The following is a 22,466-nucleotide window of genomic DNA, read 5'->3' as shown; positions in this document are numbered from 1 at the left end:
AGACTAATTTTTATGTTGTTGATCCATTTTAGCCCGCACAGGCGGGCTAATTTCTGTCAACTTCCCAGCTTGATTCTAACGGTATCTAGGCAATTATTCCACTGATTTTTTACCCCATTTACGCTTGGCAAAAATCAGCAATCCAGTTGCCCCAATCATCCCTACCCATTGATGGGGTTCGGGGACCGGCACACTCATCATATCGTCCGGTTGTTGCAACTCTTCTTTGCCATCTTCGATTTCCCGATTAAAGCGATCGCTGCGGGATTCCGCCTCTTTTAACTGCTGCTTTTGTTCCTCGTTAACCAGCACGATCGCTGAGGAATAAGGGGAGACAATTTCATAGCGTTTAGCGATCGCATGAATCGCATCTAAATCAGCTATACTTGCTGCATCCATCTGTTTAGATAACCCCAGAATCAGTTGCCTTGCTGCTAACGATTCTAATCCTGCTTTGTCTGGAACCGTTGCCGTGGCTAGAGTTTTCGGTAAAGTGGCAAGATCCGCTTTCGCCGGTTTCTCTACAACCCAGCGATATCCATCTACCACACTCACCGTAGAAGGGCCTAATTTGGCCGTCGTGGCGATGCGCTGTAATACTGTCTCTAGGTCTGTAGAAACGCCCCCGCCAGTGCCTTGAATCGCTTGTAAGGTTCCGTCATCATACGCCCGGGGTAATCCCCCTAAATGGACCATCCATAAGGGACTGGAGAGGGTGAGTAAATCAGAACTATCTTTGGCTAATTCATAACTACCGCGATCGCTAATCAAGGCAACGGCATCATAAGTTGTCTCCCCTTGTAATTCCTGGAACTGCTGCAACATTTCCCGATAGTTGAGACTGCCATAGTAGGTGATTTTGGCGGGATTTAACTCATTGAGATTGTCCAGACGCAGGGGAATCGCACCGGGTGAGGCGGTTAAATAAATATCCGCATCGTTGTTATCAAAACGGTTATCGGCAAATCCGGTTTGTTTTAGCCAATTTACGGTTTCTGTGACTTCTTTGCCGTGCGATCGCATACTATAAGAGCGATCAACGATGACAGCAATCCGTTTCCCTTGGGGTAAGATATAATCCGTTTCTGTTAGAGGTTGTGCCGAAATCTGGTAATCTCCCGGGAACGTTACCTGATGTGTGGTTCCCGAGGGGGAATTAGTTGCGGGGAGAAACTCTGGCATCCAAGCATCACCGAGGCGTTTGACCGTTTCTCCGTTATACTGGCGCTGGGTTTTGCGGTTCCAAAAAACGTTACGCTTTTCTGCCAGTTGTGGCATGGCCCAACCTTGGGCGCTTTGCATGACTTTATAGGTTAACCAGAGATGCTGTTTCGGCTGTTCTTGACGGTTCGTATTGTCAAAGGAAGTGAGGCGGGCGGGAACGGGAAACACTCGGAGGCGATATTGTCTTGGTCCAACTTGTTCCAAGAGGGCTGGATCAATATTGCGGCGTACTTGGTCATTATACACCTGTTGGGCGGCACCCCGGGGGGAAATTTGGAAGACGTAGCGATCGCTGCGATCGGCGGTTTCATTTAACCAAACTCCCGTTAATACCGCACTTTCCGGCAAGGAAAAATAATAGAAAACTTCTTCATCTTGCGGGGTTTGGTTTTCATACACCTCATACAATTCTACATCGGCCCAATCTCCTCGTTCCGTGACAGTAATCTCCTGTTGCTTCAGCAAAACTCGTTGTTCATTAATATTCAGTAAACCCGCTTTCGCTTCTTCTTGATTAAAGGTTGATTGAACTGCGTGTAAAATAGTTTTGGCTTCTCCCTTTTGGATAGGGGTATCAAAAAATTCCGCATAAAGGGTGGCGGCTTTTTCGCTATCTTCTCGCGACCCTTGGTACAAAAAGGGTGACATTAACCCATTATACCAATTTTGCAAAACTTGCGCAGCAGGTTCCTCCACTCCGAGGATGTCTTGATACATAGCCCGGATATGATTATTATCTTCGTGGGTACTGAGATAGCGATAGGAGAGTAAATAAGCGTTGAGTAGTCCTTGGCGAATGGAGTCAGATTTGGCTAACAATTCTTGCCGTTCTCGATCTGTTGAGGCTGGATTTTCTAAGCTTTTAAAGGCTTGAATTTGCGGTTGTTGTTGAAAGGCTAAAAATAGCACCATCCAGGCTGTCACTACGAATCCCGATCCAAACATTGCCCATTTTCGTCCGTATTGGGCGGCAAATTGCTGGATTATTTTGTAGCCGGAGTAGATGTGAAAGGTTGCTAGGGCCGATGGCATTGCAATAAATAAGGTGGCACTGAATCCCCATAAGAAAAAGGAAAAGGGTATCCACCAGATGACATTCCAGTGGTTATACCGGAATATATTAATAATTGACTGTATCCAATTGAAGCTGATTAGGTAGGCGGTAAAAAACCCGGTGAAGGGAACAACATAGAAGAGTAATAATGCGCCTAGATAGAGGCCCATTAATAACATTAAACTGTGAGTAGCCAGTTGTAGCCAAGCTAACTTGCGATCGCCCTTGGCATAGCCATAAAATAATTCTAGGGCAAAAGCAGCCATTGCCACCAGGGCAGTGCCGACAATCAGGTTACTTGCGGCGGTCATTTCTCGCAGCATGAATAACCGCACGAGGCAGAGGGTAAATAAGGGTGCTTCAACGCCATAAAAGAGGCGAATTAGTTGTAAGGGATGTTTGCGTAACTTCATCCCAATTCCCGTACAAACTGTGGGAATGGCGATCGCCCCAGTGACTGCCAGGGTAAATTCTAGGGGGATGATTCCCTCAACGGTTGCCTGAATTAAGGGGATGGCTATCCAAGGTAAGATACCCAGGTAAACCGTTCCTAAAAATGTGAGATTCCATAGCCAGAAAATGACAGAAAACAAACCGTGCAGCCAGACTTTCATACTGAACTCCGGAAGTCAGAGGGATAGAGGGGAACCAATTGAGTTTAGGGACCCGATGCCTCAACGCCGGGGACTGTTCCATTCCCTAGGGTGATCATGGGCAACGAAACCCTCTCTCTTTCCCTATTGAATCCACGAAAATTCAAAACGTCAAGGCACAATCAGAATCGATTACAAACCGTTGCCTGTAGAAACGGCAAAACCGGCAGAGGTGGGGATCTTCTGCCGGTTTTCGTAACGGGTGCAAGCACTTCCCTACATTTTCCAGGTTGCCACCGCTAAACAGCCCCAACCGAGTAAAAAAGCTGCACCCCCAAAGGGTGTAATCGCACCTAATCCCTTGATTCCGGATAAACTGAGGGTATATAAACTTCCGGAAAAGAGCAAGACTCCAGTGATGAAGGCAAATCCAGCCACTCGCAGCCATATCCGCCAACGGATTTCAGCCTGACTAACAACCCATCCCACAAACAACAGGGCCAAGGCGTGATACATTTGATACCTTGCGCCCGTCTCAAAAATTTCCATCGACCTCTCACTGAGTTGGGGTTTCAAGGCGTGAGAGGCAAAAGCCCCGGCAGCGACGGAGAGTCCTGCCAAAATGGAGGCAGTCACCATAAAAAGTTGCGCCATCGATTCACTCCTGAATTGTGGGTTTTTTTACCCCACTAGGTGGGGGGTTATCCAAAATTAAACGAGTAGTAAATTTCCCCGCGATCGCTGACTTCAAAATCAGCGTCAAATTCTACGGCTTTTTCATCTAAAAACTTTCGGGCTTTTTTCACCGATAATCCGGCTTCCAGTGCTAACCGCATCACCGTAATTTTGCCATCATGGGCCTGAATGACCTGATAAAAAATCGACTGAATGCGATCGCGTTCCTGTTTAACCTGTAAATGATAACCCTCCTTGTTATCTCGATACAATCCCCAAGCCATTGCTCCTCCTTGGAGGCTAAAAGGGAGGCCCAATAAAAGAATACAAGCTTTCAGTTCCTCTCTATCTTGGGCGGGGGTATCTGGATTGTTTAACTTTTCCGTCGCTACTCCTAAAACGGAGAGTCCTAGGAGCATAAATAGTGCTGATGCTGATTTTTTCAACCCTTTCATAAGTTCAATCTAATCGGTTTTATAGGTCGGTATTTTTGATAAACTTGGCTTGTCCCCCTCCTTCCTTCTTCTCTACTTTAAACCCGGAAAAACTACCGGATTGAGAGAATCTCTTTAGACTTTAAATCGATAGATCACATCTCCGCGATCGCTCACCTCAAAATCTGCATTAAACTCTTTAGCTTGCTCTTCTAAATATTGCTTGGCTTGATGAGCAGAGAGCTGACTTTCCATCGCAAAGTGCAGGGCCGTAATTTGACCATTACGTTCTCGGATCATTTGGAAAAAGATGCCCTGTAGGCGATCGCTTTCTTCTTTATCCAAGGCCAACTTTTTATTTTTGCCCTCGCGATAGAGACCCCAAGCTAACCATCCACCCACCCCCACTGCTGGAATCCCTACCCCGAATCCCGTGAGGGCTATCTCTCTGCCCTCGGGTTGCTTCTCAGGATCAGTTTCCACTAACCCCGAGACAGCCACCATTAGACAAAAAAATCCAAAAGCCAGTAACAAACCCGCCGCCACCGTTTTAATCGGTTTCATAAACTCCACCGGACTTTGTAAAATTTCCCGAAATTCTAGCCTACTTTCTTGACGCTTGTCACCTGGTGGCTGGGACGGATTTTTTATCAGTTAGTGCCGAATTGCTTCCAGGAGGCGAGAATAATAAAACCGCGTGCTAGTCATTTCTTGGCGAGCGATCGCAAAGCCATTTTTAGCCAAAATCGCGATAATATCCGCTTCTCGATGTTGATACGCCCGAGTGGTTTTACTCGGACCGGGGAATAATTCCCCCACCTTCTTCAAAGCACTCAGGGCGACAGTTTTCGGGGCAAAACTCAGAATTAACCGTTCCTGTGCCAAAGAACACAGATGGCCGATCATCTCTGCCGCCTTATCCTGGGGATAGTGAATCAGCACATCCAGACAAATCACCGTATGATAGCGCCCACTTAACGATTCTAAATCCTGGGCTGCAAAAGAAATCGTATGGGTGGGACCGAACAGGGTTTTTGCCCGTTGGTATGCTTCCTCCACCATTTTTTCAGAAATATCGCTGCCATAGACCATTGCACCGGCTTGTCCGAGGGGAATACTCAGACTACCGACGCCGCAACCTGCATCACAAATTGATAATCCCTGCAAATTGCCGTCGGCTTGTAGCCACGCCAAGACGCGATCGACCGTTTGCTGATGTCCCTTGCGGATATCAAGCTGAACTTTATTGACCTCTTCCGTGCCGTAAATTCTGCGCCAGCGATCGAACCCGGTGGCATTAAAATACTCCCTGACTACGGTTTTATCATCTACTGCGTTCATTGGAATGCCTGTTGCTCTGTTGTGTCCAGCCTCTTAACTTACCACATTCTTTCCAATGAAAAAGTAGCCAGTCCCCGACCTTTTCCCGTTGCCGGTTCAGGGGATCAAGCTGGGGACAAACTGGGCATGATTGCTTCTGCGGTGGCAAGATTGGTTGCCAGGGGGGTTTGCTGTAGGTTGCAAATTCGCAAGAGTGCTTGAATATCCGGTTCGTGGGGTTGAGCAAACAGGGGATCAATGAGGAAAATCACCGCTTTCACCCCCCCGGCGACGACTTGGGCGGCAATTTGAGAATCTCCCCCCATTGGTCCTGATTGCATGAGTTGGACTTCGAGTCCCGTCGCTTGATTAATTCGGGCCCCGGTGGTTCCGGTAGCAATCAGATGATAGTGGGACAGGATCGCCGAATGCTTTTGAGCAAAGGCGACCATTTCATCTTTTTTGCGATCGTGGGCGATTAAGGCAATGATTGAGGACATGAGATTAAATCCAGTGGGCGCTTTGAAGTGGCCCCGGAGAGGCTCTATGCCGTTAGTCCAGGGGTCCAAGTCGCTCCCAGGTTAACAAATTTTCCGATTCATCGAGATGCCAGCGGAGTAAAGAAGCGGGTTGACCAATGTTTAACTGGGGTAAGCCGATCGCCCAGCGTGGGGATTTCGTTGCCAAGGCGATCGCATCTCCCACTTCACAGAGTCCCCATTTGACTAAATTCTGCACTCCAGTCAGCAGCGGCAAGGTGGTACCGGCGAGGGTGCCATCTTCGAGGCGGGCGGTCCCATTAATCACTTCGATTTGACGACTATCCCAGGGATATTTCCCGTCGGGGAGTCCCAAGGGAGAAAGCGCATCACTCACGAGAAAAATCCCTTTGTAATAGTGACTGGCACGCAGCAGCAACTCAATGGTAATGGGAGAAATGTGCTCACCATCGGCAATTAACCCACATTTCACCTCCGGATGGACGATCGCCGCCCCTAATAACCCCGGTTGTCGGTGATGAATCGGTGGCATGGCATTAAACGCATGAGTCACCATCCTGGCACCCCGATTAAAGGCGGCTGTCGCTTGTTCGGCGGTGGCGAGGGAGTGACCCAAACTAATGGTAATTCCCAGGGAGTGCAGATAGTCTAGGGTTTCACCACTAGGATCTAATTCCGGGGCCAGGGTGATAATTTTGACCAGTGGGGCATAGTCACCTAAAACCCGCTTGACATTTTCCAGGGTGAGGGGGAGGAGATATTCCCCAGGATGTGCGCCGCGTTTGTCCGGATTGAGGAAGGGTCCTTCTAAGTGGACGCCGCCAATTTTAGCCGTGCGTTGATTGTTGGGACCGGAATATTCGGGGTTGTTGATAAAGGAGGACAAAGTAGCGAGCGATCGCTGAATATTTTCTACTGAAGTGGTGACGAGGGTGGGTAGAAAAACATCTACGCCTTCATGCCAGAGAAATTGACAAATATCTTTGAGTTTGTCAAAGTCAGCCAATTCTAGATCGGGAAAGGCGAGTCCTAACGCGCCATTAATTTGGAGATCGACCCCGCCCAAAGAAACCCAGTCCCCTTCTACATCGAGTAAGGCCATGTCCTGTAAATTTTCCACAGAGGGAATGGGAGGCTTCTCGGTTTTCATGGGTTGAATCACTGCGATCGCACCTTGTTGATCAATTCGCAGCCAGTGCAAATCTTCATAACCGGGAAGTTGAGCATTGATAATATCCAAGTTGGTGCAACCCGAGATGGGCAGAAGAGTACGGAGGCGTGATAGTGGAGTCATCGAGGTTGTTGTCAAACAAAAAGGTGAGTGGGAATCTAAAACAGATTAAGTGTAAGAGATGTATTTAAACGGAATAATTTTAGCGAGCCAGATAGGCGCACTTCAAGGAGGTCAAGATTTTCTCCTTTCTTTTTTTTGAGCTAGGTCAGAGCTTAAGAGAGGTTAGCTGAGGGATTTGGAAGAGGATTTTTTAGGGATGAATTTGGGTTGATTGAACCTCGCCACTTGAGGCGAGATTTCGGAGAATTAGCCTTTTTAAGAAGGCGTTTCATCGGAAATCTCCTACTTTACCCTGATTTTTAACGTTAAATTCTAAAATTTAACCCTTAAAATTTAACAGTTTGCCGATAAAATTTAAAATCTCCCATTTAAAATCTCAAAACATCCCATGAGTCAACCCCAAATCGGCATTATTATGGGCAGCGATTCAGATCTGCCGACGATGAAAGAGGCGATCGCCGTCTGTGAGGAATTTCAGGTTCCCGTAGAAGTGGCGATCGTCTCCGCTCATCGTACCCCGGAACGGATGGTGCAGTATGCTTCCCAGGCGCATCAGCGAGGACTGAAAGTGATTATTGCCGGTGCAGGAGGGGCCGCCCATCTCCCGGGAATGGTGGCAGCACTGACCCCCTTACCTGTGATTGGGGTTCCCGTATCCACTCGGCACCTTCAGGGTCTGGACTCTCTTTACTCTATTGTACAAATGCCGGGAGGAATTCCCGTGGCAACGGTAGCGATCGGGAATGCCAAAAACGCCGGATTGTTAGCGGTGCAAATTTTAGCCACCCATCAGCCGCAATTGCTGGATCTCGTGCAAGAGTACCGCCAAAGCCTCAAAAACTCGGTGATGGAAAAGCAAGGGAGGTTAGAGGAACTGGGTTATCAAGAATACTTAACTCAAATGCCCTAACTTCCAGAGGGAACCAGGAAAACCGACCCTTGCCCATTGAGAGGTTTGGGCCATCAAAACCAGCCAATGGGGGAAACAGTCAGAGATTTTTCTCTCGGGCAAGGGAAACAAGCGCCTCAAAAAATGTAAACTCTGATACAGAATGAATTTCCCAGAATTGGTGCAATCATTGTGACTCGGAGCATGGAGATCCGTCGGCTTTTTCCGAAAACAGAGGCGGTTGCATCAGGTTCCGGCGCTCATCCGAGGTTCCCTAGCCTAAGTCATTTTAGAAAATCGCCAGCTCTGAAGTCTGGAAGGTGCAAATGGGGGACAACCTACGACCAATCCGACGTAGGCGATCGCCCTAGCTTTCCACTTCTAAAGCACCCACTTGCTCCGGCAATTCAATGTGCTTGACCCATTCACCGCAAAGTCCGACAATGACCTTTAAACTAAACTTCAGCCAGAAATCAAAACCCAGATATCGTAGGCGGCGGTCTTCCATTCGGAATGCCCCCCAACGCCTGGAAAACTCGATTTTTCAAAAATTATTCTCCGCTATTGGGAGACTCTCCCCCTCGTGGAAAGCCTGTATTCCTTTAGCCAGCATCATTTTGTTGGTATCGGCCTATTCTGCGGTGGCCCAAGCTCCCCCCGGTGATCTACCGGAAACCTTAACGGACACAGAACAACTCCGGATCGGTTTGGATACCATGTGGGTGGTGATTGCCTCCATCTTGGTCATCTTTATGAACGCCGGGTTCGCAATGTTGGAAACTGGCTTTTGCCGTCAAAAAAATGCTGTCAACATCCTCTCCAAAAACCTGATTGTATTCGCCTTAGCGACGGTGGCATTCTGGGCGATCGGATTTGGCTTGATGTTCGGGGATGGTAATCCTTTCATCGGCTTTAGCGGCTTTTTCCTCGCCGGACCCGACAACAGTCCCGCAACCGGGGACGCTTACGTTGGGGTCTTCGATTCTCTAAACTGGGCCGGAGTCCCTCTAGCGGCGAAGTTTTTATTCCAAGTTGCTTTTGCCGGTACTGCCGCTACCATTGTTTCCGGTGCCGTCGCTGAACGGATTAAGTTTGTTGACTTCTTAATCTTCAGTCTTTTACTCGTCGGAATTGCCTACCCCATCACCGGACATTGGGTCTGGGGTGGAGGCTGGCTTGCACAGTTAGGCTTTCTGGACTTTGCAGGCTGCACCGCAGTGCACTCCGTGGGCGGCTGGGCTGCCCTGATGGGAGCTGCTTTCGTAGGGCCACGTCTCGGTAAATATCAAGATGGACGTCCCGTGGCATTACCGGGACATAACATGAGTATCGCTACCTTGGGATGCTTGATTTTGTGGGTCTGCTGGTTTGGCTTTAACCCGGGTTCAACGATGGCGGCTGACCACACCATCGCTCACATTGCTGTAGTCACTAACATTGGCGCTGCTATGGGTGCTATTGCTGCAACCCTGGTTGCTTGGATATATCTGGGCAAACCTGACCTTTCCATGATTATTAACGGCATCCTCGCTGGACTGGTGGCAGTTACTGCCGGTTGTAATGGCTTCAGCGTATTTGGTGCTGCCATTATCGGGACCATCGGCGGCATTTTAGTGGTGTTCGCAGTCACTTTCTTTGACAATATCCAAATTGATGACCCCGTAGGGGCGACCTCAGTTCACCTCGTCAATGGAGTCTGGGGAACTTTAGCCGTGGGTCTGTTTAATGTAGATAGCGGTTTATTCTATACGGGGAGTCTGGCCCAACTGGGTATCCAATTCCTCGGGGTGGCCTCCGTTGGGGGGATGACTGTTCTTCTAAGCACGATTTTCTGGGTTGTTCTCAAATATTTCCTAGGGATCCGAGTCACGGAAGACGAAGAATTGAAAGGCTTAGATATTGCCGAACATGGCATGGAAGCTTACAGCGGCTTCCTCAAGGATAATCGCGGGATGGCAGGGGGAGGTCCCTAGCCTAGGGGTGCAGTCTGCACTCTCAACTTTTGATTATTTGCTATATTTGCGGTCTTAGGAGGATTTTTAATACACTGGAAGTATCTCCTGACCGCATTTTTTTTGCCCGCAGGTGCGACGAGTAGGGATAAGCTTCCGGGCAAGGTCCGCTTGAAGGTGCAGAGTAGGTCGGGAATTTATTGTTGCGTAGCGATCGACGGCATTGCGTTTAAATTTGCGTTCAAACCCGGTTCTGTCTAAATTCGCGGTCATGTTCTGGTCAAAGATACCCCCCTGGGCTTTGTTATCCCTGGCTACGAATGGGATTTTGATGCTCACGGTCATTTTACTGATCGTCCGCGCTCAAAGTTCGTCCTCGGATCTCCAAAATTTGTCGGCATTACAGGGGAATGGTTCGAGTGCGCAGAATGCCTCGGGTTCACAAACCCCAGGCATGGAGCCTGAGTTAGGTCCCCGTCACCAGTGGAATTATCAGCAATGGTTGGCTCAGTTACAACGGGAAGCGGAGGCGATCGCCGCTAATCCCCCGGAACGTCTCGGGGTTCTCGCTGGAGATTCGATTAGTCTCTGGTTCCCACCGGAACTGCTGCCTCCCCAACGCACTTGGCTCAATCAAGGAATTTCTGGAGAAGTCTCTTCGGGGTTGTTGAAACGATTATCGTTATTTGACAACAGCGATCCCGAGGTGATTTTTGTGATGATTGGGATTAATGACCTGATTCGCGGCATTTCACCGTCAGAGGTTGTGGAAAATCAACGGGCGATCGTTCGCGATCTCATCTGGGTTCATCCCAATGCTCGAATAGTCGTCCAATCCATTTTACCCCACAGTGGGGCCGGTTCGACTTGGGAAGGTCGCGATCGCCTCCTGAGTATCCCCAACGAACAGATCCGCGACATCAATCGCCAACTCGCCGCGATCGCCTCCGAGGAAGGGGTTGAGTTCCTGGACCTCTACCCCATCTTCTCCGACTCTCAAGGCAACCTCCGCCTCGATCTCACCACCGACGGTTTACATCTCAACGAGCAAGGTTACTTAGTCTGGCGAACCGCCTTGATGGTGTTTGATCCCAGTTGAGGATGGATGGGGAGGATGGGGAGGATGGGGAGGATGGGGAGGATGGGGAGGATGGGGAGGATGGGGAGGATGGGGAGGATTAAGAATTTTGTATTAACGACTTGCTGTCGTTTCCACCTCATCTCCCATATCTCCCCTATCTTCCCCATCTCCCCCATCTCCCCCATCTCCCCCATCTCCCCAATCTCCCCCATCTACCCCATCCTCCCCATCTCCCCACTCCCGGTAACCTAAGTCTTCTACAATCAAGAGAAAAGAAGCTAGGATTTCACGGCATGGACACTAAAGCTTTCAAACGCGCACTGCAAAAGTCTGATAACTATCATCGCAAGGGATTTGGTCACCAAGAAGAAGTAACTGGGGTGATGAACTCCGTTTATCAAAGTCCCCTGATTCAGCAAATCCGAGACAATAATTACACTTTGACTCGTGGCGAGGTTACTATCCGTCTCGCCCAAGCATTTGGATTTTGCTGGGGGGTCGAACGCGCCGTGGCGATCGCCTACGAAACTCGTCAGCATTTTCCCACGGAACGCATCTGGATTACCAATGAAATCATCCACAATCCCAGCGTTAATCAACATATCCAAGAGATGAATGTTGAATTCATCCCCGTTGATGAAGGGAAAAAAGATTTTGAAGTGGTTCAACCGGGGGATGTGGTGATTTTACCGGCCTTTGGTGCCACGGTTCAAGAAATGCAGTTACTCAATGAAAAAGGCTGCACAATTGTAGACACTACTTGTCCTTGGGTTTCTAAAGTTTGGAATAGTGTAGAAAAACATAAAAAAGGCAATTACACTTCCATTATTCATGGCAAATATAAGCATGAAGAAACCCTGGCAACCAGTTCTTTTGCCGGAACTTATTTAATTGTATTGAATATGGCCGAAGCGGAATATGTTGCTAATTATATTCTCAATGGTGGGGATAAAGCTGAGTTCATGGCAAAATTCAGTAAAGCCGTTTCGCCCGGATTTGACCCGGACCGAGATTTAGCACAAGTTGGCATTGCGAATCAAACCACGATGCTCAAAAGTGAGACGGAAGCAATGGGCAAGTTGTTTGAACGGACGATGATGAAAAAATATGGTCCCGCAGACTTAAATCAGCATTTTTTGGCCTTTAATACGATCTGCGATGCCACCCAAGAACGTCAAGATGCCATGTTGGATTTGGTCGAGGATCAAGTGGATGCGATCGTGGTGATTGGCGGGTATAATTCCTCGAATACGACGCAGTTACAACAAATTGCGATTGATCGAGGAATTCCGTCTTATCATATTGATAGTGCGAGTCGGATTCTCCCGGGAAATCGCATCGAACATAAACCTTTGCATCAAGAGTTAGAAATTGCCGAAAATTGGCTACCGCCCGGACCCCTGGTGATTGGGGTGACATCCGGTGCTTCAACGCCAGATAAGGTGGTTGAAGAGGCGATCGAGAAAATTTTTGCCAGTAAAGCGGTGGCAGTGGTTTAAGACTTGGGGTCGTTCGGAAGTGGGGTTTAACCAGTGGAACCGTTTATTTGTGGGTTTCACTGGTTATCGGTTAGAACCCTATCTGAAAAGCGAGTTGGGGTCTCTTGTCGAATTTTCTAACTTTTGCGAGAATAAGACTATCAAACATTAAGCTCATAATAGGGCTAATCCTAGATTAGACCCAAATTTTTAATATGATGATTCCACGAAAAACGATTGTTGCAGATGCCGCTACCAATATTGCTCAAATTGCAACAGATACGCTGTTGGAAGATAAGAGCAAATTATTGGGTATTTTTCCCCGAACTCCGGATAAAAAAACGAAGGAGGCGATCGCTGCTGCTTCGGAGACTTATGTCAACCTCTATCTCCAACGGTATGCGACGATTGATTTGTTAGGAACTCGCGATCCCGTGCCGTTAGAATCTCTCTATGTGGATATGCAGGTGAGGGAGATGGATGAGCCAGGAATGACGAACCCGAATGCTTCCCCAGTGGAGTCTACTCCTAAATCTGCGATCGCGGTGATCAATGAACGGGATGGGGTGATGATCTGGGGTTCCCCGGGTTCGGGAAAGTCTGTCTTACTGAGGAAAATCGGCCTAGAAGCCCTACGGGGAACTCGGTTCGGGGGGGTGGTTCGGCGCGGGTATATTCCGGTGTTTATTCCAGTTAAAACCTTGAGTGGTGGGGAAGGGGAAATTGAAACGGCGATCGCGGATGAGTTTCGGCGCTGTAGTTTTCCCGCTGCGGATCGACTGGTTCGAGAGGCACTGGCTCAAGGGCGATGCTTAATTTTACTGGATGATTTGCATACCATTCCCTCGTTTGTGATGGCTGAGGCGATCGCTCGTCTGGAAGGGTTTATACAAACTTATCCCAAAAATAGATATATAGCTTGTTCCCGACCCGGGGTTGTTAACCATCACTGGCGCAGTTTTCATCCGGTGGCGATCGCGCCGTTAGACGAGGGACAACAGGCGAGTTTGATCCGACAATGGTATAACACTCCGTCTGCTACAACCCCCAGTGGTGACTTACTCCGGGCGGATTTAGAACGCCCCGAAAATGCTCACGCCCGCTCTTTGGCTGAATTCCCCCTCTCACTTACCTTGCTCTGCTTGGTGTATGACCGGACTCACGCTCTACCGGAAAATCGGGCAACGCTTTATCTACGAACTTCTCACATTTTACTAGAAGCTGCGGGAAATATTGCCACGACTCCGGAAGTGTCGCCGAGTCTGGAAATGAATCGGGAATTGGCAAAATTGTGGCTGGCTCAATTAGCCTTCCGAAGTGCGATCGCTGAACGTTCGGTGTTTTCTGGGGCCGATTTAAGCAGTCGGATTCCTGTGCATTTGTTGGATTTACATAAAGATGAGTATTTTCCCTTTTCTGTACCCACTAATGTTAATTCTAATGCCACGGACAATACCAATAAAAATTCGACTACGTTAACCTCAGCGCGTAAAAACTCCTTGACAATAGTTCCCACGAATCCAAATGAAAAAGCCAATCATCCCTCGAATAAAAATCCAGCAGTATCTTTAACTCCTACCATTGCGGAGAACCGCTATCGGGTTGAGAAAATGCTGGAAAAAATCGCGTTGCGGTCCGGTTTACTGCTGCAAATTGGGCCGGACCGCTTTGCCTTTACTCAAGTAACTTGGCAAGAATATTTTACGGCTATTTATATCGATACCTATTATTTAGCCGCTCAAATTTCCGCGAAAAATATGACCTTGCGCCATTGGCAAGAAATCTTTTTATTTGTGTCAGGGATTCGCTACCCCACAGCGGATAAATTACTGATTTTAATGGAATCATCGGCTCAAAAGTACCTGAAAACCAGTAAATTGCGATCGCTCTTGCGATGGGCTTCTGAATCCACGGAGGACGATAGGGGGACGCTTTCCCTGGCGGCGAAAAGGACGGCAGCGCTGTTTCTAGTGCGGGCCTTAAATGCCACCTTAGAACCGGATTTATCGGCGGAAAGTCCCTATTCTACGGATAGCCTTGCTCGCCAATTGAAGCAGCGGGGGGAAGTAGAATCTCCTGAAAATGTGGCGTTGAATCTCTGCGAAATTTTGGGGTTCAATTTATCTGAACTGATTACTCGTGCAGGCCGGTTAGCAGAGGATTTTACCAAAAATTTGGCGTTTATTTGCGATCGCCCCTTAGATGTGGAAAAATCCGCTGGAGAATTGACGCGGGAACTGGCCCGAAAATTGGCCCGCGATCGCGCTCGTCAACTGGTTCTGGACCTCGATTGTTTACTCGATGCTCCCAGCAATTTCGCTTTGGATCGCGCCCGAGATTTGGCCTTTGTTAGTATTCTAACTCGATTGGTAGAAGAGGTGGGAATTTTTAAAGATTGTCAGGAGGCGATCGCCACTTTACAAGCTCTGCAAACGGAGATTCCTGATACCAATGCGGCCTATCAAGTGCATTATGAGTTTCGCGATCGCATTCGTCACAGTTGGCTAACCGCCCTCAATTTGTCCAGCGATCGCTTGAAATTATCCCCCGAAGAAAATCAGGCATTAGGGGATTATTTTTATGCCAATGGGTTGATTGTTCGCTGCTATGATGCGGCCTCGGAAGTCACCCCAGCTACCTGGAAAGTCATCCAAGGACGAATGCTACGCGGAAACTAGAAATCCCCCCTTTATGGACTTAGGTGCGATCGCCATTTCCGGAAACGGGACTATTATCGCCAAACTTTTCTTGGTCATAATAATACAGGGTGCGGACAGGATAGGGAATATTGATATTGGCGCGATCGCAAGCCTCTTTTAAGGCGATCGCCACTTTAGTTTGAATCCGTCTTACTGAGGGTCGTTCCGGTTCCGTCCAATATCGCACCATCATATCAATTGAACTCTCTCCAAACCCCACAATATCGACTTCTGGTTCTGGTTTCGATAACACCCCCGGAACTTGGGATACCGTCTTTAAAAGCGTATCGACTGCCTGCGGTAAGGGTGTATTATAATCCACCCCTATTTCTAAATCCGTGCGCCGATGAGAAAACGCGGTTTTAACTTGCACCACATTCGTAAAAACCACCGCATTCGGAATGACAACTCGTTCCCCTTGATAGGTGCGAATTTGCGTCGAACGAATCGCAATTTCCTCCACCGTTCCCTCATATCCTTCCACAACAATTTGATCCCCCAGTTTAAAGGGTTCCTGTAATAACAGTAAAATTCCAGCTAGGAAATTTTTAAAAATATCTTGGAAGGCAAACCCAATCGCAACGGAACTTAACCCCAGTAACCCAATAATATCGCCCAAGGCCAAACCTGGAAAAGCCAGAACACAGGCTACAATAATTCCCACGGACCATGCCGCGACATAAGCCGTTTGAACCATTAACATTCGGAGGGATTTATTCTTTAATATTCGCCGTCCTGCCGCCATCGTCACGCGACGCACCATATTGGCAGCATACCAAGTTAGACCTAACACCAGCAAAGCAATTAAAATGGCTGGTATCAGTGCCACTCCTTGAGCAATTAAGTTAATCAGAGTTGCTTGGATTTGTTTAAAAAGGGGATTCATATTAAGGACTGATTTAAAAGTGCAAAAACGTCACAGGGTTTAATACCGGGGACTCTCGAAGGCGTAGGTTTAACCCCACCCCTTCGATGGAAATTAGGGAATAATCCTGAGATATCGGAGTTTCTGGACTTATACGGTACAGAAACTGCTCTATCTATTGATTCCCTCACGGTTTTATCCCTGTAACCCCGACGCGCGCATCTCCCCAACGATGGATTTTAATCTCGACAAAGCCCGATCGCTTCGCGTAAGTTTCTAATTCCTCCCCCGTCGAACACATACTCAAATAGGCTGGACGTTGGTCAAGGGGATAAGAATACCCCGTCATAAACACCTCCCATCCATGATTGGAGGTCAAATCTACATTATCAAAAAAGCAGCGTCCCCCGGACTTTAACACGCGAAATGCTTCTTTTAAATACTGATAACGGTCCCACTCATACAGGTGCATAAACACCACCGTACAGTAAACCAAATCAATGGAATGAGCCGCAATTTCTTGTAATCCTACCCCACTCAATTCAATTAATTCAATATTATCCAATCCTTCCAGACGTTGCGCGGCATATTGGAGCATATTTGCCGAAATATCGGTGCCAATCCATTTTTGACATTTCGGACTTAAAAACTTGCCAACTCGACCCACCCCACAACCAATTTCTAAACAAATATCTTCCGGTTGGATGCCGATAAAATTCTCAATTCGATTCACCGTATTTAGTCCTGTACGGTCTAATTCGGCCTCATCCGTATGTCCGGCTACATAGAGTTTAGCCTCATCCATATTCGCGGCGAGGTTGTTCCAAGTTTCCTTATATTGCGATCGCTCCTGAATCATAGGATTTTGATTTCCATTCCTAGTGGGTAAAATTGACAGCAAGCTTTATAATAATAGTTTATGTTTGCATCCGAGTCATGGCTTTCCCCGCGCTGCCCATAGCCGGTCGAGGGCCAGACTGACATAGACCCCAAAGGCCCGTTCATTTGCGAAAAATAGCACATTATGTCCTCTATTCCTCGTCGTTACCACATTACCACCTTCGGCTGTCAGATGAACAAAGCTGACTCCGAACGCATGGCAGGTATCCTGGAAAATATGGGGTTCCAGTTTTCCGAAGACCCCAACCAAGCCGACCTCATCCTCTACAATACCTGCTCAATTCGGGATAATGCCGAGCACAAAGTTTATTCCTACCTAGGCAGGCAAGCGAAACGCAAACTCCAACAACCCAACCTCACCCTCATCGTTGCCGGTTGCGTGGCACAACAGGAAGGAGAAGCGCTACTGCGACGGGTCCCCGAATTAGATATGGTCATGGGTCCCCAACACGCCAACCGCCTAGAGGATTTGCTCGAACAGGTGTTCGCCGGGAACCAAGTGGTAGCGACCGAGGCGGTGCATATCATGGAGGATATCACCAAACCGCGCCGGGAAAGCCAAGTTACCGCCTGGGTGAACGTAATTTACGGCTGTAACGAACGCTGCACCTATTGCATTGTACCCTCGGTGCGTGGTATCGAACAATCCCGCACCCCAGAAGCGATCCGCACCGAAATGGAAGAACTCGGACGCCAGGGATACAAAGAAGTCACCTTACTCGGTCAAAATATCGACGCCTACGGCAGAGATTTACCGGGAACTACACCGGAGGGACGGAATTTACATACCCTCACGGATTTGCTCTATTTCGTCCATGATGTCCCGGGAATTGAACGGATTCGCTTTGCCACTTCTCACCCCCGCTATTTCACCGAGAGATTAATTCGAGCTTGTCAGGAATTGCCGAAGGTTTGCGAACATTTTCATATCCCGTTTCAATCGGGGGATAATGAAGTCTTAAAGGCAATGGCGCGGGGTTATACCCATGAAAAATATCGCCGAATTATCGATATGATTCGCCACTATATGCCCGATGCTTCTATCAGTGCCGATGCGATCGTCGGCTTCCCTGGGGAAACCGAGGCACAGTTTGAAAACACCCTGAAACTGTTAGAAGAAATTAGCTTTGATATGCTCAATACTGCGGCTTATTCCCCCCGTCCCGGGACACCAGCGGCAGTGTGGGAGAATCAGTTGAGTGAAGAGGTGAAAAGCGATCGCCTGCAACGGTTGAATCACTTAGTATCTATCAAAGCCGCCGAGCGATCGGAGCGGTATCTAGGAAGAATTGAAGAGGTCCTAGTCGAGGAACAGAATGCCAAAGACCCCACGCAAGTGATGGGAAGAACAAGAGGCAACCGCCTCACCTTCTTCACTGGGGATATCAATCAGTTAAAGGGACAGTTAGTCCAAGTTAAGATTACCGAATCCCGAGCCTTCAGTTTATCCGGCGAAGCAATTTCAGTCCCTCAACCCGCTCTGGTTTAAGGGCGAGTACGACATAAGTGAGTTATGGAAAACCCCGGTTGTTTAAACAACCGGGGTTTTAGTTTTAAATCAGAGTGCGATCGCATCTTGCTCGCTGGCTTTGTTACAAATCATGTAGGATTGCTAGATTAGGAACTCATAAGCTGGCTGATCTGTTATAATCCCAATTGTTGTGGCTTGTCTCAGCCTAAAATACACATCGGAGTCTAGTTTCATGGCAAACTTATCCACGGGAGAGTTGCTCTATCTTCTGTATGCTTTTGCTTATACCGAAGAAGAACAGAAGTCTGTCACCCAGGGTACGGTGAAAAGATATCTCCCTAAGTCTTATCGTACTGAAGCCGGGACTATCTGCGAGTCGTTACTTGAACAAAAATTTTTAGACTCACCCAAATTGCGGCGTGTGACCGTTTCCCTCTCGGGAAAAGAGGCATTAGTTACAAATCTTCAAACTACAGACTATGAGTTCACGACGGTCAAAGGAAGCCGAGTTGTGAATGCTCTCATGGCTTGCCTAAAACTTGCGGCTTCTTTCGGTAGAATGGGAAAAATCAGTCACGAGACAGATTTAGGTTTTGAAGAATTTCTGGAACAATTCAAGAAATTCTTTTTTGAAGAATTGAAACGTCAGTCTTTGGCCGGAACTTATGTGATGCGGGAAAAAGAGATTCTCCAGAAATTTTCTCAGGAGTATAACCTCTCAGAAGACTTGGTTCAGCGATACTACAAGCGTCTACAGGAAGAAAACTTAATTTCAGCAGTTCAAGGACGAGAAGATAAAAATCTTCAGTGGATTGAGTAGTTTTGGATGAGCAATTATGCCAGAAAATGCAGGACAAAAACAAGCTATCACCGATTTCCTTCTTCAAGTTAAAAAGGGTTTAAAGCTTGTTGAGGAAATCTGGATTGACCGTGAAGTAAAGCGGCCCGGTTCAGAAGGGCCTCTATGTAACCAAGCTGAGAGTCTATCGGGTTATCCCATTAGCACGATTACTGAGCTAATTGAAGATGACTTGAACTTTTGTTTTCAGCACCAAAACTTTATCTTTAGAATGATTGCAGCAGACGCGGGAAGTGGAAAAACCGCTATTTTGAATTATATTCAGCAAAGACTGGAGGCCAATCATTCCGATACAGGTAGAATCATTATCCCAATTTATACTAATTTAAACAACTTATTAACCAGTTTTAGCTCACAGGGATTTAGCCGTCAATTTTATTTGCATTTGATTAGTGAAGTCTTTAAGATTGCATTAATTGAAACTCTGGAACCTCGTTTTAAGCAATCAGCGGCCCGTTCCTTGGAAGAATTATTTCCTGAAGAACTAAACTTGGTTAATCTCATTGTAACTTCCAAAAAAAGTGGCGCTGTTAAAACAAAACTTGATAAATTATTAATTGAATCAGGTTGTGACCTCCTTGAAACGTTTCTAGAAATAGTCCAACACTTTAAAAATCAAGGATTTTACTTATTTTTCTTGATTGATGAGCTAGATTCACTTTATCAGAGTGAGAGGTCCAAAGATGCCGTTAATACCTTTCGGCATTTAATTAACCAAATTGAAGATGACTATCAAGGAAAGTTACCATTAGGCTTGTATATTTCGGGTTTATCCGATGATGTCCAAAAATTCATCAAGGAGAATCCAGCTTTAAAAAGTCGAGTTTATCCTGGAGAAATCCGATTAGTTAGATTTAGAAACCAAGAGTGTGAGGAAATTCGCGCTAAAATTGATAACCGGCTTTATAGTGCCTATCAAGGCTATAAAGATTTTCCGGAATTTAAAAAAGAGGTTCAGAGTATTGACTTAAAAGCTGGAACAGATTTTAATAGTTTGAGGGAATTTTGTCAGCGATATGGAAGTGAAGTTTTACAAATTCATCAAAAATATTTCAAACATCACGATAAATCCTTTAACCAATTTGAATTTCAGTCACGAATTAAACTAGAAGAACTCTGTATTCAAAAATGGAGTCAACAATTAGGGAACGCACCAAGTCCGATTAGTGGTCCCTTCAATTACCAGGGGCATCAACAATGGAAGCGGTTCTCTGGTAAACAAGGCTATAAGCTTATCATAGCACAAACTACAACGAATTTAGAGGGTCACAATTTTGATGGTTACGCCGAATTAAGGCATAATGGCGATGTAATTGCCAAAGCCTTTGGTGAAGCTAAAAACTATGAGCTTTTAACCAGCCACTTTACAACATTTAAGGCCTGGTTAGCTGACGTTCGGTTTTATGGAAAAAAATCTCCCCCTGATTTAGCTTACTTATTTGCTCCGGGCTGCCCCAATCTTCTTGAACTGAAAATTAAAAATACTGAGATTGTGTTTTATCCCTTACCGAAGGAACCAGAAATGCAATCACAAAATTCAGGAGATAAATCGAAAGTTTTAAAACCGCTAGAACCCGGTATTACTAACAATTTAACTCACATAGAATCGGTGGTATTAGTGCCTTCCCATCCCCAGGTTATAGCAACCGATCCAGAAACTGCAAAAGAAATCAACTCGGTAGATGTGACCCCGACCGAGGTAGAATCTACCCCCAAAATCCCAGAAACCCTTATCAAAAAGTCTGGAATTAATATTAATACGGCCAGTTTGGATGACCTGATACAAGCATTTAAGGGTAGTGGTATGAGGAAAAATACAATTGAAAAGATTAGCCAGCGCCGCCCTAAATTTTTATATAAAAACTTAGATGATTTATTGCAGGGGTTGGGTTCAACCAACAACGTTAAAAATAAACTTCAGGATAAGCTAGATAGTGGAGAAATTTACTTTTAGCGCTACTTAGCGGGTTGCGAGTCATAAGGGGATGAAATGCTTATACTGGGTGAACTGGAACTATTAAACTCCCTGCTGAACTGTCTTTGTTTGATGGGCGATCGCCCGGTTGGGCGTATTGTCATCACTTGCGCCAATTAAAAGGGGTTTTTTCCCTAGCTGATAAGCGGATTTGAGATAACTGGGGTCGGCTCTTCAGGACTTGTGTTGATAAATTTATCTAATCAACTATGAGTCGGCGCATAAAATTAGAAGCTAAAACCTATATAAATGAAGCCTTATAGCTCCTCATGCTAAAAAAAAAGTCTTATAACTCGGCCAAATCTTGAAAAAATCATTAAATTTAGTTACCTGACTTAAAGTGAAGCCCTAAACTGATAAAATTTAGCTGTTTTGTGGAACTCCCCATTTCACCCTAAAAATTTTTGAGCTTCGGTTTATGGAAAATCATCTCAATTTAATACTGGGCTTACCTGAAGTGACCGTTAGAGAATTTACAATGCTAGAAGATGGGATTTGCATAAAGATTAAATTGACCAACTTAGGAACATACTGTCCTGTATGTCAAAGTTATACCACCGAAATCAATCAAAATCGTCCAATCGTAGTACGAGACCTTCCTTGTTTTGAGAAAATCACTTATTTATAGGTCCCCCGGCTGCAATTTTAGTGTCGTCGAAGAGCCACGGCACAAGGCTATGGATTTAGAAATTTTGAAAACTTTCGGCTACGTCTTTTATCAGCTTTTTCATTATAATACTTATAAGTTATACCAATTAAATTTAAGCCTGCACAAGATGAAACTCAGTCGGCTCAAACTTAGTAGCTAATAACGTATCGAGGATAAAGTTGTAAGATGTTAAAGATTGGACTTGTTCTGGGGTGAGCATTTCTAGTTCTTTAGTCACACGCTCGCGTAACTCCTGGAGCGAGGCAAAGTTCTCCCCTTTCCAGAGGCTCTTGAGGAATTCCCATAGCCTCTCAATCGGATTGAGTTCGGGACTGTGAGGCGGTTGAAACACTGGAATTAAATTCTCAGGCCATTCCAAGGCTTTAGCTCTATGGGCGGATGCGCCATCTAGTTGAATCACCGCAATGGTATCACCGAGTTGTTCAGAGATTGCATCAATAAAGGCTTGAAAGTTTCTACTGTTAAGCTTTTCGTACTCTTGGGTAAAGTGCCAGCCTGTTTCCGGTTCAACTATCCCATATAGCCAGAATGCT

General features: G+C 46.6%; 20 protein-coding genes. 9 read left to right on the top strand and 11 right to left on the bottom strand.

Annotated features, from left to right (window positions below; translation table 11 throughout):
• Positions 1–93 precede the first annotated feature (93 nt).
• The 7 genes from NG796_RS23365 to nagA form a co-directional block, all read right to left on the bottom strand.
• Positions 94–2,892, bottom strand: a complete 2,799-nt coding sequence (locus NG796_RS23365; RefSeq protein ID WP_261209576.1) for a TIGR02921 family PEP-CTERM protein — start codon at positions 2,890–2,892, stop codon at positions 94–96.
• A gap of 255 nt (positions 2,893–3,147) precedes the next feature.
• Positions 3,148–3,525, bottom strand: coding sequence for a DUF423 domain-containing protein (locus NG796_RS23360; protein ID WP_261209575.1), 378 nt, complete (start codon positions 3,523–3,525; stop codon positions 3,148–3,150).
• 47 nt (positions 3,526–3,572) lie between these two features.
• Positions 3,573–4,001: a hypothetical protein gene (locus tag NG796_RS23355; protein ID WP_261209574.1), complete on the bottom strand. Its 429-nt coding sequence runs from the start codon at positions 3,999–4,001 to the stop codon at positions 3,573–3,575.
• Positions 4,002–4,115: 114 nt separating this feature from the next.
• Entirely contained in the window at positions 4,116–4,544 is a 429-nt protein-coding gene (locus NG796_RS23350; protein WP_261209573.1) for a hypothetical protein, read from the bottom strand.
• 90 nt (positions 4,545–4,634) lie between these two features.
• A complete protein-coding gene (gene bchM / locus NG796_RS23345) occupies positions 4,635–5,321 on the bottom strand; it encodes a magnesium protoporphyrin IX methyltransferase (RefSeq protein ID WP_261209572.1) in 687 nt (228 codons plus the stop codon).
• A 104-nt stretch (positions 5,322–5,425) separates the two neighbouring features.
• Positions 5,426–5,800: a methylglyoxal synthase gene (gene mgsA / locus NG796_RS23340; protein WP_261209571.1), complete on the bottom strand. Its 375-nt coding sequence runs from the start codon at positions 5,798–5,800 to the stop codon at positions 5,426–5,428.
• Positions 5,801–5,852: 52 nt separating this feature from the next.
• A complete protein-coding gene (gene nagA / locus NG796_RS23335; protein ID WP_261209569.1) occupies positions 5,853–7,094 on the bottom strand; it encodes an N-acetylglucosamine-6-phosphate deacetylase in 1,242 nt (413 codons plus the stop codon).
• Between the two features lie 388 nt (positions 7,095–7,482).
• On the opposite strand from nagA, the gene purE reads away from it, so the two are divergent.
• The 3 genes from purE to NG796_RS23320 all read left to right on the top strand — a co-directional run bounded on the left by purE (position 7,483) and on the right by NG796_RS23320 (position 11,034).
• Positions 7,483–8,004, top strand: coding sequence for a 5-(carboxyamino)imidazole ribonucleotide mutase (gene purE / locus NG796_RS23330; RefSeq protein ID WP_261209568.1), 522 nt, complete (start codon positions 7,483–7,485; stop codon positions 8,002–8,004).
• Positions 8,005–8,426: 422 nt separating this feature from the next.
• A complete protein-coding gene (locus NG796_RS23325) occupies positions 8,427–9,956 on the top strand; it encodes an ammonium transporter (RefSeq protein ID WP_261209567.1) in 1,530 nt (509 codons plus the stop codon).
• 310 nt (positions 9,957–10,266) lie between these two features.
• The gene (locus NG796_RS23320) at positions 10,267–11,034 is read left to right on the top strand and encodes an SGNH/GDSL hydrolase family protein (protein WP_261209566.1); all 768 of its coding nucleotides are present in this window, start codon (positions 10,267–10,269) and stop codon (positions 11,032–11,034) included.
• Between the two features lie 93 nt (positions 11,035–11,127).
• Here NG796_RS23320 and NG796_RS23315 read toward each other — a convergent pair whose 3' ends face one another.
• Positions 11,128–11,283: a hypothetical protein gene (locus NG796_RS23315; RefSeq protein ID WP_261209565.1), complete on the bottom strand. Its 156-nt coding sequence runs from the start codon at positions 11,281–11,283 to the stop codon at positions 11,128–11,130.
• Positions 11,284–11,309: 26 nt separating this feature from the next.
• Between NG796_RS23315 and NG796_RS23310 the strand changes: the two genes are divergently transcribed.
• A complete protein-coding gene (locus NG796_RS23310; protein ID WP_261209564.1) occupies positions 11,310–12,515 on the top strand; it encodes a 4-hydroxy-3-methylbut-2-enyl diphosphate reductase in 1,206 nt (401 codons plus the stop codon).
• A 194-nt stretch (positions 12,516–12,709) separates the two neighbouring features.
• Positions 12,710–15,172 (top strand): NACHT domain-containing protein, encoded by a 2,463-nt coding sequence (locus NG796_RS23305; protein ID WP_261209563.1) that lies wholly within the window; start codon positions 12,710–12,712, stop codon positions 15,170–15,172.
• Positions 15,173–15,191: 19 nt separating this feature from the next.
• Here the strand turns inward: NG796_RS23305 and NG796_RS23300 are convergent, their stop codons facing one another.
• On the bottom strand, positions 15,192–16,079 hold the full coding sequence (locus NG796_RS23300) for a mechanosensitive ion channel family protein (RefSeq protein ID WP_261209562.1): 888 nt from the start codon (positions 16,077–16,079) through the stop codon (positions 15,192–15,194).
• A 166-nt stretch (positions 16,080–16,245) separates the two neighbouring features.
• Positions 16,246–16,917 (bottom strand): class I SAM-dependent methyltransferase, encoded by a 672-nt coding sequence (locus NG796_RS23295; protein WP_261209561.1) that lies wholly within the window; start codon positions 16,915–16,917, stop codon positions 16,246–16,248.
• Between the two features lie 165 nt (positions 16,918–17,082).
• Here NG796_RS23295 and miaB point away from each other — a divergent pair, with 165 nt between their 5' ends.
• The 4 genes from miaB (at position 17,083) to NG796_RS23275 (ending at position 21,891) form a co-directional block, all read left to right on the top strand.
• The gene (miaB, locus tag NG796_RS23290) at positions 17,083–18,447 is read left to right on the top strand and encodes a tRNA (N6-isopentenyl adenosine(37)-C2)-methylthiotransferase MiaB (protein WP_261209560.1); all 1,365 of its coding nucleotides are present in this window, start codon (positions 17,083–17,085) and stop codon (positions 18,445–18,447) included.
• 214 nt (positions 18,448–18,661) lie between these two features.
• Positions 18,662–19,249 carry a hypothetical protein gene (locus NG796_RS23285; RefSeq protein ID WP_261209559.1) on the top strand — a complete coding sequence of 196 codons (588 nt, stop codon included), beginning with the start codon at positions 18,662–18,664 and terminating at the stop codon, positions 19,247–19,249.
• 16 nt (positions 19,250–19,265) lie between these two features.
• Positions 19,266–21,242: a P-loop NTPase fold protein gene (locus NG796_RS23280; RefSeq protein ID WP_261209558.1), complete on the top strand. Its 1,977-nt coding sequence runs from the start codon at positions 19,266–19,268 to the stop codon at positions 21,240–21,242.
• Between the two features lie 439 nt (positions 21,243–21,681).
• The gene (locus tag NG796_RS23275; protein ID WP_317619346.1) at positions 21,682–21,891 is read left to right on the top strand and encodes a transposase family protein; all 210 of its coding nucleotides are present in this window, start codon (positions 21,682–21,684) and stop codon (positions 21,889–21,891) included.
• Positions 21,892–22,024: 133 nt separating this feature from the next.
• Here the strand turns inward: NG796_RS23275 and NG796_RS23270 are convergent.
• Positions 22,025–22,466, bottom strand: a 442-nt coding sequence (locus tag NG796_RS23270) for a transposase (protein ID WP_261209557.1), incomplete at its 5' end; no start/stop codon positions are given.

Origin of the sequence: Laspinema sp. D2d, from assembly GCF_025370755.1 — a bacterium.
Lineage (GTDB): Bacteria > Cyanobacteriota > Cyanobacteriia > Cyanobacteriales > Laspinemataceae > Laspinema.
The sequence above is the reverse complement of the archived record's forward strand: the minus strand, read 5'-3'. Positions and strand labels throughout refer to the sequence as shown.